This window comes from Raoultella sp. T31 (assembly GCF_002806725.1).
Lineage (GTDB): Bacteria > Pseudomonadota > Gammaproteobacteria > Enterobacterales > Enterobacteriaceae > Klebsiella > Klebsiella electrica.
Genome location: NZ_PIBO01000010.1, coordinates 24,681 through 41,912, shown reverse-complemented (window position 1 = coordinate 41,912; position 17,232 = coordinate 24,681). Strand labels below are relative to the sequence as shown.

18 protein-coding genes are annotated in these 17,232 nt (G+C 57.3%); 10 read left to right on the top strand and 8 right to left on the bottom strand.

Annotated elements, in window-relative coordinates; genetic code table 11:
- Window positions 1-54: 54 nt before the first annotated feature.
- Together tyrR and CWM52_RS09505 are read left to right on the top strand one after the other, a co-directional pair.
- Entirely contained in the window at window positions 55-1,596 is a 1,542-nt protein-coding gene (gene tyrR / locus CWM52_RS09510; protein WP_100683880.1) for a transcriptional regulator TyrR, read from the top strand.
- Between the two features lie 109 nt (window positions 1,597-1,705).
- Entirely contained in the window at window positions 1,706-2,761 is a 1,056-nt protein-coding gene (locus CWM52_RS09505) for an AbrB family transcriptional regulator (protein ID WP_165785367.1), read from the top strand.
- 75 nt (window positions 2,762-2,836) lie between these two features.
- Here the strand turns inward: CWM52_RS09505 and tpx are convergent, their stop codons facing one another.
- Complete coding sequence (gene tpx / locus CWM52_RS09500; protein ID WP_100683879.1) at window positions 2,837-3,343, bottom strand: thiol peroxidase; 507 nt, start codon at window positions 3,341-3,343, stop codon at window positions 2,837-2,839.
- Between the two features lie 103 nt (window positions 3,344-3,446).
- Here tpx and ycjG point away from each other — a divergent pair, with 103 nt between their 5' ends.
- On the top strand, window positions 3,447-4,412 hold the full coding sequence (ycjG, locus tag CWM52_RS09495) for an L-Ala-D/L-Glu epimerase (RefSeq protein WP_100683878.1): 966 nt from the start codon (window positions 3,447-3,449) through the stop codon (window positions 4,410-4,412).
- Here the strand turns inward: ycjG and mpaA are convergent.
- Window positions 4,403-5,116, bottom strand: coding sequence for a murein tripeptide amidase MpaA (gene mpaA / locus CWM52_RS09490; protein ID WP_100683877.1), 714 nt, complete (start codon window positions 5,114-5,116; stop codon window positions 4,403-4,405). The genes ycjG and mpaA overlap by 10 nt on opposite strands.
- 187 nt (window positions 5,117-5,303) lie before the next feature.
- Here mpaA and CWM52_RS09485 point away from each other — a divergent pair, with 187 nt between their 5' ends.
- Window positions 5,304-6,923, top strand: a complete 1,620-nt coding sequence (locus CWM52_RS09485) for a peptide ABC transporter substrate-binding protein (protein WP_100683876.1) — start codon at window positions 5,304-5,306, stop codon at window positions 6,921-6,923.
- Window positions 6,924-7,748: 825 nt separating this feature from the next.
- Here the strand turns inward: CWM52_RS09485 and CWM52_RS26295 are convergent.
- From CWM52_RS26295 to CWM52_RS09475, 3 genes are all read right to left on the bottom strand, one after another.
- Entirely contained in the window at window positions 7,749-7,868 is a 120-nt protein-coding gene (locus tag CWM52_RS26295) for a small membrane protein (protein ID WP_141964794.1), read from the bottom strand.
- Window positions 7,869-8,381: 513 nt separating this feature from the next.
- The gene (locus CWM52_RS09480; RefSeq protein WP_100683971.1) at window positions 8,382-8,576 is read right to left on the bottom strand and encodes a hypothetical protein; all 195 of its coding nucleotides are present in this window, start codon (window positions 8,574-8,576) and stop codon (window positions 8,382-8,384) included.
- A gap of 351 nt (window positions 8,577-8,927) precedes the next feature.
- Complete coding sequence (locus CWM52_RS09475; protein WP_100683875.1) at window positions 8,928-9,704, bottom strand: DeoR/GlpR family DNA-binding transcription regulator; 777 nt, start codon at window positions 9,702-9,704, stop codon at window positions 8,928-8,930.
- A gap of 134 nt (window positions 9,705-9,838) precedes the next feature.
- Between CWM52_RS09475 and CWM52_RS09470 the strand changes: the two genes are divergently transcribed.
- Genes CWM52_RS09470 through CWM52_RS09445 form a run of 6 tightly spaced genes read left to right on the top strand, consistent with a single transcriptional unit; the run spans window position 9,839 to window position 15,599 of the window.
- The gene (locus CWM52_RS09470; RefSeq protein ID WP_100683874.1) at window positions 9,839-10,816 is read left to right on the top strand and encodes an ABC transporter substrate-binding protein; all 978 of its coding nucleotides are present in this window, start codon (window positions 9,839-9,841) and stop codon (window positions 10,814-10,816) included.
- A gap of 3 nt (window positions 10,817-10,819) precedes the next feature.
- Complete coding sequence (locus tag CWM52_RS09465) at window positions 10,820-12,532, top strand: ABC transporter permease (protein WP_224742482.1); 1,713 nt, start codon at window positions 10,820-10,822, stop codon at window positions 12,530-12,532.
- A complete protein-coding gene (locus tag CWM52_RS09460; RefSeq protein ID WP_100683872.1) occupies window positions 12,520-13,548 on the top strand; it encodes an ABC transporter ATP-binding protein in 1,029 nt (342 codons plus the stop codon). The genes CWM52_RS09465 and CWM52_RS09460 overlap by 13 nt, the downstream gene beginning before the upstream one ends.
- Window positions 13,545-14,606, top strand: a complete 1,062-nt coding sequence (locus CWM52_RS09455) for an MBL fold metallo-hydrolase (protein ID WP_165785366.1) — start codon at window positions 13,545-13,547, stop codon at window positions 14,604-14,606. The genes CWM52_RS09460 and CWM52_RS09455 overlap by 4 nt, the downstream gene beginning before the upstream one ends.
- Window positions 14,597-15,154 carry a histidine phosphatase family protein gene (locus CWM52_RS09450; RefSeq protein WP_100683870.1) on the top strand — a complete coding sequence of 186 codons (558 nt, stop codon included), beginning with the start codon at window positions 14,597-14,599 and terminating at the stop codon, window positions 15,152-15,154. The genes CWM52_RS09455 and CWM52_RS09450 overlap by 10 nt, the downstream gene beginning before the upstream one ends.
- On the top strand, window positions 15,144-15,599 hold the full coding sequence (locus tag CWM52_RS09445) for a polynucleotide kinase (RefSeq protein ID WP_100683869.1): 456 nt from the start codon (window positions 15,144-15,146) through the stop codon (window positions 15,597-15,599). The genes CWM52_RS09450 and CWM52_RS09445 overlap by 11 nt, the downstream gene beginning before the upstream one ends.
- Before the next feature lie 90 nt (window positions 15,600-15,689).
- Here CWM52_RS09445 and CWM52_RS09440 read toward each other — a convergent pair whose 3' ends face one another.
- The 3 genes from CWM52_RS09440 to CWM52_RS09430 all read right to left on the bottom strand — a co-directional run bounded on the left by CWM52_RS09440 (window position 15,690) and on the right by CWM52_RS09430 (window position 17,217).
- Complete coding sequence (locus CWM52_RS09440; protein WP_100683868.1) at window positions 15,690-16,001, bottom strand: hypothetical protein; 312 nt, start codon at window positions 15,999-16,001, stop codon at window positions 15,690-15,692.
- A gap of 11 nt (window positions 16,002-16,012) precedes the next feature.
- On the bottom strand, window positions 16,013-16,360 hold the full coding sequence (locus CWM52_RS26730; RefSeq protein WP_416308800.1) for a hypothetical protein: 348 nt from the start codon (window positions 16,358-16,360) through the stop codon (window positions 16,013-16,015).
- 86 nt (window positions 16,361-16,446) lie between these two features.
- Window positions 16,447-17,217 (bottom strand): arylamine N-acetyltransferase family protein, encoded by a 771-nt coding sequence (locus tag CWM52_RS09430; protein ID WP_100683867.1) that lies wholly within the window; start codon window positions 17,215-17,217, stop codon window positions 16,447-16,449.
- Window positions 17,218-17,232 lie beyond the last annotated feature (15 nt).

Genomic DNA, 17,232 nt, shown 5'->3' with positions numbered 1-17,232 from the left:
AAATAACTGTCCTATTATTCATCGGTCATTGGCCTTTTTAGGGTGAATACTCCCATGCGTCTTGAAGTCTTTTGTGAAGACCGTCTTGGTCTGACTCGTGAATTGCTTGATTTGCTGGTGCTCCGCGGGATCGATCTGCGCGGCATCGACATTGATCCCATTGGCCGAATTTATCTTAATTTTGCCGAGCTGGAGTTTGCCAGCTTCAGCAGCCTGATGGCGGAAATCCGCCGGATTGCCGGCGTGACCGACGTGCGTACCGTGCCGTGGATGCCGTCGGAACGCGAACACCTGGCGCTCAGCGCGCTGCTGGTGGCGATGCCGGAGCCGGTGCTGTCGCTGGACACCAAAGGCAAGGTTGAGCTGGCGAACCCCGCCAGCTGCCAGCTGTTTGCGCAGAGCCCGGAGCGGCTGCGCAGTCATCCGGTCGCCCAGTTAATTACCGATTTTAACGTCCAGCGCTGGCTGGAGAGCAGCCCGCTGGAGTCGCATAGCGAACATGTGGTGGTTAACGGCCAGAACTTCGTGCTGGAAATCACTCCGGTGTATCTTGAAGGCGAACACGGCGAACGGGTTCTGACCGGCGCGGTGGCAATGCTGCGTTCCACCGTCCGGATGGGGCGGCAACTGCAAACCATGACCACGCAGGACACCAGCGCCTTTAGCCAAATCCTCGCCGTCGGCCCGAAAATGCGCCATGTCGTCGAGCAGGCCCGCAAGCTGGCGATGCTCAGCGCGCCGCTGCTGATCGTCGGCGATACCGGAACCGGCAAAGATCTACTCGCCCACGCCTGCCATCTCGCCAGCCCGCGGGCAAGCAAACCCTATCTGGCGCTGAACTGTGGTTCCATCCCGGAAGATGCGGTGGAAAGCGAGCTGTTTGGCGACGCCATTCAGGGTAAAAAAGGGTTCTTTGAGCAGGCGAACGGCGGTTCGGTTCTGCTGGATGAAATCGGTGAAATGTCGCCGCGGATGCAGACCAAGCTGCTGCGTTTTCTCAATGACGGCACCTTCCGGCGCGTCGGGGAAGATCACGAGGTTCACGTCGATGTGCGGGTCATCTGCGCGACGCAGAAAAATCTGCTGGAGCTGGTGCAGAAGGGATTATTCCGCGAGGATCTCTACTACCGCCTCAACGTGCTCACCCTCTACCTGCCGCCGCTGCGCGACTGTCCGCAGGATATCATTCCGCTGACGGAGCTGTTTGTTTCCCGGTTTGCCGACGAGCAGGGGATCCCGCGACCGAAGCTTTCCGCCGACCTCAGCACGGTGTTGACCCGCTATAGCTGGCCCGGCAACGTTCGCCAGCTGAAGAACGCGGTTTACCGCGCGCTGACCCAGCTCGAAGGCTATGAGATGCGTCCGCAGGATATTCTGTTGCCGGATCACGATGTGGCCTCGCTGCCGGTTGGCGAAGAGGCGATGGAAGGGTCGCTGGATGATATTACGCGTCGCTTTGAACGCTCGGTCCTGACCCAGCTTTATCGCAGCTTCCCGAGTACCCGTAAGCTGGCGAAGCGTCTCGGCGTATCGCATACCGCGATCGCCAACAAGCTGCGTGAATACGGTCTGAACCAGAAAAAAGGCGAAGAGTAGCGCGATCACCGGCGGCTCAGGCGGCCGGTGACCATCTGATGTCAAGGAGGCTTCTGCCTTTCGTCCGCTTCTGGATATACTCAGTTTTCTTCATCTTTTAGGAATACGGATGTCAACTTCGCCGGGTCATCTGCTTCAGTGGATGAAACTGCTGGGACTCTCTGCCGGACTCTCCGGGGTTCTGTTCTGGCTGCACCTGCCTGCGGCATTGCTGCTGGGGCCGATGATCGCCGGAATAACCTTGAGTCTGCGCGGGGCGACCATTCGCGTTCAGCGGCCGTTTTTTATTGCCGCTCAGGCCATTATCGGCTGCATGATTGCCCGCACGTTGACCCCCTCTGTTTTTAGCGTCCTCATCGGGCACTGGCCGCTGGTGCTGCTTATCCTCTTCTCCACGCTTGCCGTCAGCGCGCTGGCGGGGTGGCTGCTGGTGCGCTATAGCGCGCTCCCCGGCGCCACCGGCGCGTGGGGCAGTTCGCCTGGCGGGGCGTCGGCCATGGTGGTGATGGCGCAGGATTACGGCGCCGACGTGCGGCTGGTGGCGCTGATGCAGTATCTGCGGGTGCTGTTTGTCGCGGGCGCGGCGGCGCTGGTGGTGCGTTTTGCCCTGGGCGATGATGCGCAGGCGATGACCCAGCAGATCGTCTGGTTCCCGCCAGTGACGTGGCAACTGCCGTGGACCCTGCTGCTGACGATGGTTGCGGGATGGCTGGGGCTGAGAATGCGTTTCCCGTCCGGCGCGATGCTCTTCCCGATGCTGGCGGGCGCGGTGGTGCGGGGAGAGGGCTGGTGGATGCTGGAGCTGCCCGAATGGCTGCTGGCGCTGGCGTATGCCGCCATTGGCTGGAGCGTTGGACTAAAGTTTAATCAAGAGATCTTCCTGCTGGCCCTGAAGACGCTGCCGCAGATTATCGCCGCCATTATCGGCCTGATTGTGGTTTGCGCGCTGATGGCGCTGGGGGTGACCCAGGTGCTGCCGCTCGATTTTATGACCGCTTATCTGGCGACAAGCCCCGGCGGGCTGGATACGGTGGCGATCATTGCCGCCGGTACGCGGGCGGATATGTCGTTTATTATGGCGATGCAGACGTTGCGCTTGTTTACCATTTTGCTGACCGGCCCAATGATTGCGCGTTTTATCTCGCGTTATGCGCCGCAGAAATAAACAAGCCTCCGCAGGACGGAGGCTTGAGGTAGCCGGAGGCTGGCGCTGACGCTGCCCTCCAGGATAGCCTGTGGTTTAGCCTTTCAGCGAAGCCAGGGCCGCATCGTAGTCCGGCTCTTCGGTGATTTCGTTCACCAGCTGGCTGTAAACAACCTGGTCATTTTCATCAACAACGACCACCGCACGTGCCGCCAGACCAGCCAGCGGACCGGCTGCAATGGCGACGCCGTAATCGGCGAGGAACTGCGGAGCGCGCAGCGTGGACAGGGTGACGACATTGTTCAGGCCTTCCGCGCCGCAGAAGCGAGACTGGGCGAACGGCAGGTCGGCAGAGATGCACAGCACCACGGTGTTATCCAGCTCGGAAGCCAGTTGGTTGAATTTACGAACCGATGCCGCGCAGACGCCGGTATCGATGCTCGGGAAAATATTCAGTACTTTACGTTTGCCGGCGAACTGGCTCAGCGCGACGTCAGAGAGATCTTTGGCGACCAGCGTAAACGGCTGCGCGGTAGCGCCAGCCTGCGGAATGGAGCCCTGAACAGCAACGGGGTTGCCCTGGAAATGCACGGTTTGTGACATGTTTATCTTCCTGTTTACATATAGTTAACGTCACGGATAGTGTATGACATCCGTTATCGGCACGGCAAATCCTATTTAATGTTTCCCCTGGAGGAACCTGGGAATGCGAAACCTGCGAGTGTACGAAGAAGCCTGGCCGTTACATACGCCTTTTGTGATTGCCCGCGGCAGCCGCAGCGAGGCGAAAGTGGTGGTCGTGGAAATTGAGGAGGACGGCGTCAAAGGGGTTGGCGAGTGTACGCCGTACCCGCGCTATGGTGAGAGCATCGCATCGGTCATGGCGCAGATCCTCACCATCGGCGAGCAGCTGGAAAGCGGGGTGACCCGCGAACAACTCCAGCATCTGCTGCCGGCCGGGGCCGCGCGCAACGCCGTAGATTGCGCGTTGTGGGATCTGCAGGCCCGTCGCGTCGGGAAAACGATTCCTCAACTGCTGGGCATCGGGCTCCCTGCCCATGTGGTGACGGCGCAAACGGTGGTGATCGGCCCTCCCGAACAGATGGCGGCCAGCGCCGCCGCGCTGTGGGAGAAGGGCGCCCGGTTGCTGAAGGTGAAACTGGATAATCATCTGATCAGCGAACGACTGATTGCCATTCGCAACGTAGTGCCGCAGGCGACGCTGATTGTGGATGCCAATGAATCCTGGTCCAGCGATGGCCTGGCGGCGCGCTGCCAGCTGCTGGCGGACATCGGCGTGGCTATGCTCGAACAGCCGCTTGCGGCGGACGCCGACGACGCGCTGGAAAATTTTATTCACCCGCTGCCGATCTGTGCCGACGAGAGCTGTCACACCCGTGAGAGCCTGCCGCAGCTGCGCGGGCGTTATGAGATGGTGAATATTAAGCTGGATAAAACCGGTGGCTTGACCGAGGCGCTGTTTCTGGCGCAGGAGGCCGGCGAGCTGGGGTTTGAACGAATGCTGGGCTGTATGCTCTGCACGTCGCGGGCGATTGCGGCGGCGCTCCCGCTGGTGCCGCTGGCGCGTTTCGCCGATCTGGATGGCCCGACCTGGCTGGCGGTGGATGTTGAGCCGGCGCTGCATTTCAGCACCGGCGTGCTTCATCTCTGAGCGTGCCAGCGCAGCAGATCCATCATCGCCGACAGATGCTTTTCCGTGGCTTCGTCGGCCGAGACAGGCGGAAACTCGGCGGTGATGCAGGGCAGGTCGATATCAGCGCACCAGCTGCCAAAAGAGCCGGGGGTTTCGTAACCGACGCTGCCGACCAGCGGCAGGGCGAACGCGTCGGCCAGCCACTGTCCCAGCTCGCTGTGGCCGGGATCTTCAATGCAGGCCAGCGGATCGTGGAAGGAGATGACCCACGCCGGGTGGATCTGATGGATCAGCTGGCACAGCGCCTGGGTTTCTGGTTCTGAGCCGGGCCTGTCACCGGTCAACAGCACCACGTCGCGCTGCTCTGCCGCGCTGTTCCAGCGATACACCGTTTCCCCTTCTTTCCAGTTTGCCGCGGGAAAGTTGCGGTTCAGATCGACGCCACGGGCGTTGGCCCGTAGTCCCAGCTGACAGCCATCGGGATTCACCGCCAGCACGACGTGATGGCGGCGTAATTCCGGCTTCAGGGTACGCAGCGCACAGGAGAGCGTCACGATCGATGAGTTTTCATCGCCGTGGGTACCGGCAAGAATCAGGCCGCTGCGGCTGTCCGCCAGCGGCGCAGGGAACCAGAGCAGCGGCGCGCCAAGATGTGACTGACCATAGCGCTGCGTACCGGGCGGGAAGGCGCCGCGCTGAGGGCGAGGACGGGAAACGGGCATAGGGCATCCTGTTAGCAGGTTATTTTCTGCAGTGTTGTGTAAAAGCCTCCCGGAATCAAATAGTTTCCTGAGGCGGTTAAATCGGTAGACATGTCAATTTTCTATCACAAGCCGTTTGCAATTTCAGGTGATGAAACAAATAATTATCGCTCTGCCAGCTCTGTTTTTTTATTTTAAAGGGGATCTCATGAAGTATCCTGTCACATTGACATGCGGCGCGCTGTGGTTAGCCAGCATTTCTTCTCTTGCCTGGGCGGCGGATGTCCCCCAGGGAACCGTATTAGCCGAAAAGCAGCTGCTGGTACGGCACATTAAAGATGAACCCGCATCATTAGATCCCGCTAAAGCCGTTGGCCTGCCGGAAATTCAGGTGATTCGCGATCTGTTTGAAGGTTTAGTCAACCAGGACGCGAAAGGCAATATTATCCCCGGCGTGGCGACCCGCTGGCAGAGTAACGATAACCGCGTCTGGACGTTTACCCTGCGTGATGACGCGCGCTGGTCCGATGGCTCGCCGGTGACGGCGCAGGATTTTGTCTATAGCTGGCAGCGTCTGGTCGACCCGAAAACCACGTCGCCTTTCGCCTGGTTCGCCGCGCTGGCGGGGATCGGCAACGCGCAAAATATTATCGACGGGAAAGCGGCGCCGCAAACGCTGGGCGTCACCGCCGTTGACGCGCGTACCCTGCGCGTGCAGCTGGATAAGCCGCTGCCGTGGTTCAGTAATCTGACGGCCAGCTTCGCGTTTTATCCGGTACAGAAGGCTAACGTCGAGAGCGGGGCCAACTGGACGCGTCCGGGCAATCTTATCGGCAACGGCGCTTACGTGTTAAAAGATCGCGTGGTTAACGAAAAACTGGTGCTCGTGCCGAACAGCCACTATTGGGATAATGCGAAAACGGTGATTCAGCAGGTGACTTTTGTCCCAATCAATCAGGAGTCCTCGGCAACGAAGCGCTATCTGGCCGGCGATATTGATATCACCGAGTCTTTCCCGAAGAATCTGTATCAGAAGTTGCTGAAGGAGATTCCGGGCCAGGTGTATACGCCGCCGCAGCTGGGAACCTATTACTACGCCTTTAATACTCAGAAAGGTCCCACCGCCGATGAGCGCGTGCGTCTGGCGCTGAGTATGACTATCGACCGTCGTCTGATGGCGGAGAAGATACTGGGAACCGGCGAAAAGCCGGCCTGGCACTTTACGCCGGACGTGACGGCCGGGTTTACCCCGCAGCCGTCGCAGATGGAAAGCATGAGCCAGGCGGAGCTGAATGCCCAGGCCAAAGCGCTATTGCAGGCGGCGGGCTACGGTCCTGGTCGTCCGCTGAAGTTAACGCTGCTGTATAACACGTCGGAAAACCACCAGAAAATCGCGATAGCGGTCGCTTCAATGTGGAAGAAGAATCTCGGCGTGGAGGTGAAGCTGCAGAATCAGGAGTGGAAAACCTATATCGATAGCCGCAATAGCGGCAATTTTGATGTGATTCGCGCCTCGTGGGTCGGGGATTACAATGAGCCTTCCACTTTCCTGTCGCTGCTGACCTCGACCCACAGCGGGAATATTTCCCGTTTTAACGACCCGACCTATGACAAGATTCTGAGCCAGGCGGCGCTGGAAACCTCGGATAAAGCGCGCAATGATGATTATAATGCGGCAGAAAAAATCATCATGAGCAAAGCGCCTGTTGCTCCCATTTACCAGTATACCAACGGGCGTTTGATTAAGCCGTGGCTGAAAGGCTATCCGATTAATAACCCGGAAGATGTTGCCTATAGTCGTACGATGTATATCGAAAAGCATCCGTAATTCTTACTTCAGCACCGTTTAACCCGGGCGCGCTATCCGCGCCCGGGTTTTTTGGCAATATTGCACCACCACGATGGCCCACTATAGCGCCGCGTCAGGCGGACAGGTAAATCTCATTTTCTTCAATCACCGCATGCTTTCGCGGATTGCCGTTATTTTAATCTGCTCAGTTTTTGGATTCGCGCCCCGTGCTCCGCATATTCTTATTAATATGAAGTAAATCCTTCATGGTGCAATACAATAAAAAAGCAATAAAATTCAACGATTGCCATATGTATGTTATACGGGAATTAAGTTCGCTGTCAGAATAATATTATTTGAATGAAATGATCGGCTTAATAGTGACTTTTTATTGTCGAGCAGCAACGGACTTCGCTGGCTGGCGAGAAGAGCCGTCGTTCTGGCGGCACAGCGGATGAGATGGCCCGGCGTTGGCGCACCCTTCGCGGGCAAGGGGGCGGCGGGATGACGGCGGCGAGCGCGCTCAGGTGGCCGGCAGACCACCGAGAGGGCAAACAGCATGTTAATGTCGCGGCACGGCCTGTCAACGTCAATCGCCTTTCGCTGTTGACAAGACAGTCAAATAACGCGCTTGATTAACCGACGAGAAATTAAAATCTTACTAATACACTATTAGTAATTGGATTTTCTTATGCGTAATGTTGCTAATACGCATGACCCGTGTGTTTAAAGCGACATCAATCGTTGACGAGGTATCGCGTTAAACTGGCCATGTCAGACTATCGATCGTTCAGTCAAATTCATTCAGTCAAATTCATTCGGGAAAGTTCACGGATGTGTATCTCTCCGGTTTTGCTTTTGTTATTAACGTCTTTTTTTGAACGTAAACTGCTGTTTTTTTCTGTCTTTGAGATAAGAAACGAGAGAAAAAACAGCAACCAGAAGCAGTACTATAGCTAATACTAAAAAGAATATGTTTGCCATATGGTTTAGTCCCCGGGAAGTTCATGGATATTCTTGCTTTTATGACAGCGAATCTACTCCAGGATTAAGAAAAATCCTAACTAAATATTTTAATAGAATGTAAGAAAAGTTTTTTTAATTCTGTTTGTGCTTTTCGTGTAGTGTTTTGTGCTAAAAATGAAAGGGTAATTAGCTTTATATTGTTATTTGTGACGGATTTTTCGCTCAAAAATACCGGGGGCGCAATGGCTGGCCTGTGCGGCAGGCAAATAGAGGCAAGAGGTCGATAGCTGGCGATATCTGGTTAATAACTCAATGAAAATGGCAACCGGGCGGCGTGTCGGGAGCGTGGGGTAAAAATAAGCGCGCAGGCCTCGCGGGAGACCTGCTGAAGCGGACGGTTTAGCACAATACGCGCGCGGATCGCCCGCGATGGTCATTCAGGAACGGGGTTCGGCGGGTCGTTCATCCATAAACGCTCAGCGGGGCTGTGTCCGAATGAGGAAGAAAAACGTAGGCAGATTCCGACCGGCGTCAGTCCACGTTATTGAAGTAGTCCCGCGCCACGGCTTCGACGCGCTTAGCATCAATGCCCGTTTTTTCGGTAATCAACTCAATGAACTGCCTGAAATTATCGCTCATCACATTACCGCCGTCCCAATGGGCGACGTAGAAGCGGCACTGATAGCGATAAAAGTGGAGGGGGATATCTCCTGACGTGTCATACATAAGAATCTCCAGTTCAGTATCTCGGGCGCATCGCCGGTACGGTGGGGATAACGAGGGCCCATAACGGTCGGCTTCACAGAGACTATCCTCCTCCCAACCGGCGAAAATTTCCAGAGATGCGACTAACTCTTTGCCAATTTTCTGGTCATTTCTCCTGCCGGTGGCCGGCAGGGAGAGGCTATCTGACAAGTGACATATCCTGTCGAGCTGGCTGGTGTTAACGCCCGGCTTTTCTCGCTGCCCGTATCCTCAACCGGAACCGTCTCCCCCGATCGCGCCGCAGATTATCTGCTCGCGTTCCCTCAGCCGCTACCTCATGGAACAGGAGGCGCTGTGGCAGGCTATTTGCCGCTAGGCCAACGCCTCGATGTCGTCACGGTATAACCATTTTGTCCGGCGCTGCGCCAGCATCGCCCGCTGTTGTACCGTCGGCGCACGCTCGCTGACGACATAGTCGAAATCACCTACATTACCGTTACGACAGAGCGCCGTGCGGCCAAATTTCGTGCTGTCGATGACCAGTACCGTGACATCTGCGCTGGCGGTTAAGGCCAGCCGGGCCACCACTTCATCATCGTTAAAATCATACAGATCGCCCGTTTCGCCAACGCCGCCGACTGAAACCACGCCGATATCGACCCGATAGCGGCTGAAGAAGGTCTGGGCATCGCTACCAATAATATCCAGATCGCGTTTGCGGATACGCCCGCCGGCGATCGTCAGCTCGCAACCGGGAAGGCGGCTGAGCGGCTGCGCGGCATGCAGGTTATTGGTGAAAACGGCGAGAGGACGGTTCTCTGGCAGGGCGCGCGCCACCATCTCCACCGTCGTTCCGGTGCCAAGAAAGCAGCTTTGCGCTGCGCAGAGCAACTGCGCGACCTGTTCGCCAATCCAGCGCTTGCCGTTGATATTAACGATCTCGCGCTGCTTATAGGCGATGTTTTCGCGAGCGAAAGGGGCGACCATGCCGTGGCGACGCAGCAACAGCCCCTGTGCCGTTAGGTCGCGCAGATCGCTGCGTATGGTTTGCAGCGACACGCTAAAGTACCGGGAAAGCGCTTCAATACTGATTTCTCCGCGCTCTGTCACCAGGGTGACAATGGCGCTGCGACGAATTTCGGGGGTCATTTTCCCCTCCTGCGACGTTATTTTTGGTCATGCTAGCGTGGCAATGTGAAACTATTACTACGAAAGAAATTAGTCATATTTTTGTCAGATTCCCTTGTTTTAATCGTCGCAACGAAAACACTGGGGACGGAACGATGAACAAAAAAAACCTGTTGGCGGCGGTGATGTTGACCATGATGAGCGCGTCGGCTTTGGCCAAATCCACGCTGACGCTCTACACCAGCCAGCCCAACGAAGATGCGCAGATGACCGTTAATGCTTTTGAAAAAGCGCATCCTGATATCGAAGTGAAATGGATCCGTGACGGGACCACGAAGCTGACCGCCCGCCTGCAGGCGGAGTTAGCCGCTGGCGGTGCGACGCCAGATGTCCTGTTGATCGCCGACAGCGTCAACATGGAAGCGCTGAAGCAGCAGAATTTACTGGCCGCGTATCACTCGCCGCAGGCCGCGCGTTTTGATGCGCAGCTCTATGATAAAGACGGCTACTACTACGGCACCAAGCTGATTACTACCGGTATCGCCTGGAATAGCAAAGCGCCGGTCAAGCCAACATCATGGCGGGATCTCCTGAAGCCGGAGCTGAAAAACATGACCACCTTGCCAAGCCCGCTTTACTCCGGCGCGGCGCAAATTCATCAGGCGACGCTGATGAACTCTCCTGATCTCGGCTGGCAATACTACGAGAAGCTGAAAGAGAACGGCGCGATGCCGCAAAGCGGCAACGGCGCGGTCATGAATGCTATCGCTTCTGGCAGCAAAGCCTACGGCGTTCTGGTGGATTACATGGCGATCCGGGAAAAAGCCAAAGGCGCGCCGATCGAATTTGTCTTCCCGAAAGAGGGGGTCAGCATCGTGACCGAGCCGGTGGCGATGATGAAAAATGCCAAAAATACGCAGGCGGCAAAAGCCTTTATTGATTTCCTGCTGTCGGCGGACGGGCAGAAGCTGGTGCTACAGCAGGGTTATTTACCTGCGGATGCCTCGCTGCCGGTACCCAAAGGCTTTCCGCCACGCGACAGCATTAAGCTGATGCCTTTCGATGCGGCAAAAGCGCTGGCGGATGCTGAAGCCAACAAAAAACGCTTTGCCGACCTGTTTGGAAACCGTTAATTGATGAGCGATATGACATTGCGTCAGAACGCCAGCAGCAGCCCGGTTAAAGGGCTGCTATGGCTATTATTATGCCTCGTTGCGTTGATAAGCCTGCTGCCCAGCCTGCGGCTGCTCATCGCGGCGCTGCTTGACTGGCGGCAGGGCGGTGACAGCAGTTTGTGGCGTGTGCTGAGCAATCCCGCCACATGGACTGCACTATATAACAGCCTTTATACCAGCGGTCTGGGAACGCTTATCTCTCTGCTGCTTGGCAGCCTGTTCGCTTTTTGCCTGGCGTTGACCAATATCCGCCTCAAGCAGGTGTGGGTATTCCTGTTTATGCTGCCGATGATGATCCCGCCTCAGGTTACCGCCCTGAGCTGGCTGCAGCTCTTCGGCCCGAGCAGCATTCTGCTTAACAGCATCGGGCTTGCGCCGGGTTTTGGCAGCGCGAATCCGCTCTATTCTGCCGAGGGCATCGCCTTGCTGCTTGGCATCCAGCATGCGCCGCTGGTGTTTCTGGCTCTGCGCACGCAGCTGCAATGCCTGCCGAAAGAGCATATTGAAGCGGCGAGACTCAATGGCGCCTCGCTGTGGCGGGTCTTTTTCGATATCGTGCTACCGCTGTGCCGCACCGCACTGTGGGCTGGCGCGGCGATCGCCTTCGTCTCCGCGCTTGGCAACTTCGGCATTCCGGCGATGCTGGGGATCCCTATATCCTACTTTGTGCTCCCGGTTTATATCTACCAGACGCTCTCCAGCTTTGGGCCATCAATGCTTAATGAAGTGGCGGCGCTCTCGGTGCTGATGGGCGTGCTGGCGATCGGTATCGTTATCCTGCAAAGCCGTATGCAGCGACGCTACGCGCTGCCGCTGATTGGCATGGCCGGGCGCGCGTTGGGCTTTTCGCTGGGGAAATGGCGGCTGGCGATGGAAGTGCTGCTGGGGATTGTGCTGTTCGCTATTCTGATTGCGCCGCTGCTGGCTTTGATGGCGACGTCGCTGGTGCCGACGCTTGGCGTTCCGCTGAATGGCGATACGCTGACCTTTGCCGCCTGGCGGGGGATCGTCGATGCGCAGAGCGCCACCTGGCGCGCGCTGACCAATAGCATGCTGCTGTCGGTGTCCGCTGCGCTGGTGTTGATGCTGTTAAGCCTGCCGCTGGCATGGCTGCTGGTGCGCCATCCTACCCGGTTGCTACGTTGGCTCCATGGCGTCATTGATATTCCCTACACGCTCCCCGGCGTGGTTCTGGCGATCGCCTGCATCCTGCTGTTTGCGCGTCCGCTGCCGTTGCTGAATATCAGCCTCAGCGGAACATTGACGATTATCTTTTTCGCCTATCTTGCCCGTTTTCTGACCGTCTGCCTGAAGCCGGTGCACAGCAGCATGCTGCAACTGGACCCGGCGATGGAAGAGGCCGCAAGCCTGGCCGGAGCCAATGTCTCCCAACGATTACGCCATATTGTTCTGCCGCTGATGGCGCCCGCCGCGTTCGCTGGCGCGCTGCTGGTGTTTCTTTCCGCGGTGAACGAACTGACCGTATCGGCGCTGCTATGGAGCGCCGGAAAAGAGACGCTTGGCGTGGTGATTTTCAACCTTGATGAAAGTGGCGATAAGGTGCTGGCGTCGGCGGTATCGGTGCTGGTGGTCGCACTGGTCGCGGTGGTGATGCTGTTGCTCAGCGCGCTCGGCAAATATTTACCCAAAGGAGTGATTCCATGGCAGAACTGAGGCTGGAACAGCTTAGCAAAGTCTTTGGCAACCAGACCGTGGTGCGGGATCTTGATCTGACCATCCCGCAGGGCGCATTTACCGCGCTGCTGGGGCCGAGCGGATGTGGCAAAACGACCACTTTACGTATCCTTGCGGGCCTGGAGCAGCTCAGCGGCGGTCGTTTGCTGCTGGGCGATCGCCTGCTGGCGGATACCTCGCTGCATTTGCCGCCGGAACAGCGTGATATGGGAATGGTCTTTCAGTCCTACGCCCTGTGGCCGCATATGACCGTAGCGGAAAACGTGGGCTATCCGTTGAAGCTGCGCAAAGTGCAGGGGGCCGCGCGTCGCCAGCGAGTGAGCGAAGCGCTGGAGATTGTCGAACTGGGCGCTTACGCCGAACGTTCGCCGCAGGATTTAAGCGGTGGGCAACGTCAGCGCGTGGCGCTGGCACGCTGCCTGGTCTCAGAGCCTCAGGTTGTGCTGCTGGATGAACCGCTGGCTAACCTCGACAGACATTTACGCGCGACGATGGAGCAGACCTTCCGGGAGTTTCACCGTCGTACCGGGGCAACCTTTGTCTATGTCACTCACGACCAGGCGGAAGCGATGGCGCTGGCCAGCCATATCGCGGTGATGCATCAGGGGGCATTAATGCAGTGGGGCGCGCCGCAGCAGTTGTATCAACAACCGCAAAACGCGTGGGTAGCGCGTTTTATTGGCAAGGGGCAGGTTTTGTCTCTGGCCATCCCCGGCGGCAGCCGACAGCTGGATCGCGCTGTTCTGCATGAGGGGTTCTCCGGCGGTCAATATTATGCCCGGCAGTCGGTACTGGTTCGCCCGGAGCATGTGCAGTTAACGGCTGAAGGGCTGAGTGCCGAAGTCGAAAACTGTATCTATCAGGGAGAGCGCTATTTACTGGATTTACGTCTGGCGGACGGGCAATCGCTGAGCGCTTTCCATCACTCGCCGCTGCGGGCGCAGCAGAGCGTGCGCGTACAGCTGAGGCAGGGCTGGCGTCTGGAGGCGGCGTGAAGATAGAGATTGTTAGCGGCTTACACCGCAAAGCCCCGGCCGCGATTTTGCTGAGTACGCCGAGCCAACGCATCCTGCTGGATGCGGGCGGCGCGCTGGAGCCAGATGAAGCGCCGTGGCCGGTACCCGCCGATATTGATGCGGTGCTGTTGAGCCATGACCATGTGGATCATATTGGCGGATTGAACCGTTTACCGGCGGATATCCCCATCTATTGCAGCGCCGTCACGGCCCAGGCGCTGCCGCCCGGGCGTCGCGTCCATCCCATTGCCGTACGCGGGCAGTTTTCCCTTGGCGACATCACCGTGACCACCGGCAGTTGCGGCCATGCCTGGGGGGGCGTGTGGTTTCATCTTAACGTGGCGGGCGGCATTTTCTATAGCGGCGACATCAGTATGGAATCGATGCTGTTTCGCTTTGATGCGCCGCCCCCCGCAGACATTGCGCTGGTGGATGCTTCCTACGGTTTATACGATATTCCCCAGAGCCAGCAGCTGGAGAAACTGCGGGCCTATCTGTCGCAACCCACGCTGTGCCCCGTTCCCCCTTCCGGACGCGCCGCCGAACTGGCGCTATGGATGGCGCGAGATAACAGCCAGCCGGAGATTGCCCTGGATGCCGCTTGCCGGGCGATGCTTGTGCAGATGGCGGAAGATGACGAGGGGAGTCTGCAGCAGGGTATCGCCACGGCGTTACGGACGCTGGCGCAGACAAACCCGCTATTTTCGACTCAGGCGCCACTGGTGTTGGTCGCCGATCCTGACGGGATGAACGGTATGGCGGGCGTGCTGCGGGCGCGTGACGATTTCCACCATCGTGTTTTATTCACCGGCCATATGAACCGGGTCGCATATCAGCAGTGGCTGGCAGGCGAGGTCGATTTTTGCCGCTGGAATGTGCATCCGACGCTCTCCTGCCTGCAAAAGCTGGTCTCTCAACTGTCGTGCCGCTACGTTGTGCCGCTATTTACCGCGATTGATAATCCTGTCCGCTGGCAACAGGCGCTGAACTGCCAGCTGATGACTCATCCCATGATTGAGATGGAATTATGCCAATAATCTGTAAGCCCTTTGTTTTTGTTCGCCACGGCGAAACCGCCCTTAACCGGGACAAACTGATCGGCGGACGAACGGACGTGCCGCTCACCGATGAGGGGGAGTGGCAAGCGCAGGAAGTGCGCTCGCTGCTGAGCCGCTATCGCTGGAGCGGTATTGCCGTCAGTCCGCTATTGCGCGCCCGGCAAACGGCGGAGCTGGCGCTCCCCGATCTGCCGTATACGGTTTTTGATGACCTGCGCGAGCGGGACTGGGGCGATTTAGAGCTGCGCCCGTGGTCCGAACAGCCGCCGTATGAAGAGACGCCGCCGGGAGGAGAAAGCTGGGAGGCGTTTTGCCGCCGGGTGACTGACGTGCTGAACACGATCCTGACGCAGTACGACCGTCCGTTAATTATTGCCCATTCCGGCGTGTTCCGGGTGCTGCGCCGCTATGCTCTCGGTACCCCTTATGGCGCCCGGCCGGGTAACGTTGTGCCGATGTGGATCTCTCCCGGACAACAGGCGAATGAGTGGCGGATTGTTCCGCTGGAGGAAGCCGATGAGCGCTAAGCCCTGCATTATTGTGGATATTGACGGTACCCTGGCGGAGTTTGATGCGGAAAAAATGCGTGACTGGGTACTGGGGAGCGAGAAACAGTGGCCCCCTTTTTTTGCGTTTATGTCGCAGGCGTTACCGAATGCGGCGATCGGCAAACTGGTGGCGTTGTTGCACGCCGGGCAGCAGTCGATTGTGATTTGCAGCGGGCGCCCCGATGGATTTCGTCACCATACCGAGGCGTGGCTGGCGCGGCACAATATTGCGTATGATGGCCTCTATCTGCGCCCGGAAGGCGATGATCATGTGGCAGATGAAGAGGTCAAAAAGGGGCTACTGCAGCAAATCATCGCCGATGGCTATCAGCCATGGCTGGTGATCGACGACCGCCAGGCCGTCGTGGATTTCTGGCGTAGCGCGGGACTGACCTGTCTGCAGTGCGCGCCCGGCGATTTTTGACCTCTGCCACGCGATCTGAGCAAGCCGGAGAGCACTAAAAAGGCGTCAGACATTCCCTCTGGCGCCTGTCCCGGGGGGCCGCGGAAAAAACTAAAGCGGCGTAATGGCTTCTACAACATGTTGAAAAACGTAGGGGTCGGAAAGGAGTTCAAATTCTTCATCATCTGGATAAGTCACCGCGACGTGATAGTTTTCTCCAGCAAAGGCTTTTACCGCCTGTAAATCCTGCCAGTAAGTCGCCAGAAAGAAATGCTCCCGCTCGCCCTGGGTTTCCCTGCGTACAAATGCACCTTTGTTACCCTCGATACTCCTTGAGTGCTCGACACCTGTTCTTTGCAGATGATTCGCAAAACCTTCTGCATGCTTAAGCGGAACACAACCGTGCCAGGTCCTTACAATCATTAGCTTTTCCTCTATGAACGACAGAATATAACCCTACCACATAAAGATATCATGTTGTGCAATTTGAGGCGTTTCTGGCGCATGATGAATAAGCCCAGACCCGTTAAGGTCTTGTGCACGGCCTCAATAAGAGGGGGATGTGGTTCGTAGCCCAGAAAATCGATCGGTTTTGCATTGTCCATCCGGATTGGCTGTTGCCACAAATATCGCATCTCCAGCATTTCATGCAGCGTGGTGTTGAAAGGTGACAGCGCAAAGATGAGCCACCAGGGAAACGACTTTATCTTTGCCTGAATCCCCTGGGCTGCAGAAGGGCACTCTGCTACTCCCGCCCCAACGTCATCGCCGACATAGTGCACGTAGACCTCTTGCGAGCCACGGCCCCAGAGATGGGGCCGTTTTCGCAAAAGTATCCGTTTAACTGTGGACGCATTGGCTGGTTGGTTTATGCGCGGGCAGATAGCGCAAAGCGGTTTTCAAGGACATGGGCAATTTCATCTTCAGTCAGCAATTGCTTCTCTACTCTGTCCGCTGTAATCGTCTTAAGCGTATCGCCCAGCAGGATGAATCGTCCCTCGGGTCGATGCTGTATGACAAGCAACTTCTGTACAAAGACGGCATCGGGGTGCGTGGAGTTAAGGTAATTAGCCGGAACAAAGTCAATCCATTCCTGAGGTGAGAGGTCGAAACCGTATTGATCGGCCCAGCTTCCTTCAACCTTTGCCTGCAGCAGATAGTCGCCGCTCGCATCACGGCTAAGCCGGAAGGTATCGAAATCCTGGATGATGTCCGTCTCCAGTTCGTCTAAGGCCATCGGCGCGCGAATACCGTAGCTGCCAAATCCAAGGTCGCAAAGCCACTGACGGCCATCGACTTCGGCGATGACCGCCATATGGGTTTTAGGTCGGCGCGCAGGATAGAACATTGGCCGCGCCGCGACAAAACGGTAGGTCATATCCAGCGCCTCCAGCGCCATGGTAAACAGTCCGTTGAGTTCATAGCAGTAGCCGCCTCGTCTCTGGCGTAATAGCTTATCGGCAATATCATCAGGTACCATCGAAACGATATGACCGGCCTGGACATCCAGATTCTCGAAGGGGATCGAAAAGAGCTGGTGACGCATGAGCGCGTGCAGCGTAGCGGTATCCGCAGCCGCGTGTCCGCTATAGCCTATGCGCCGGAAGTAAAGGGAAAGGTCAAAATTGTCGCTGTGCATGTGACTTCCTTGGCT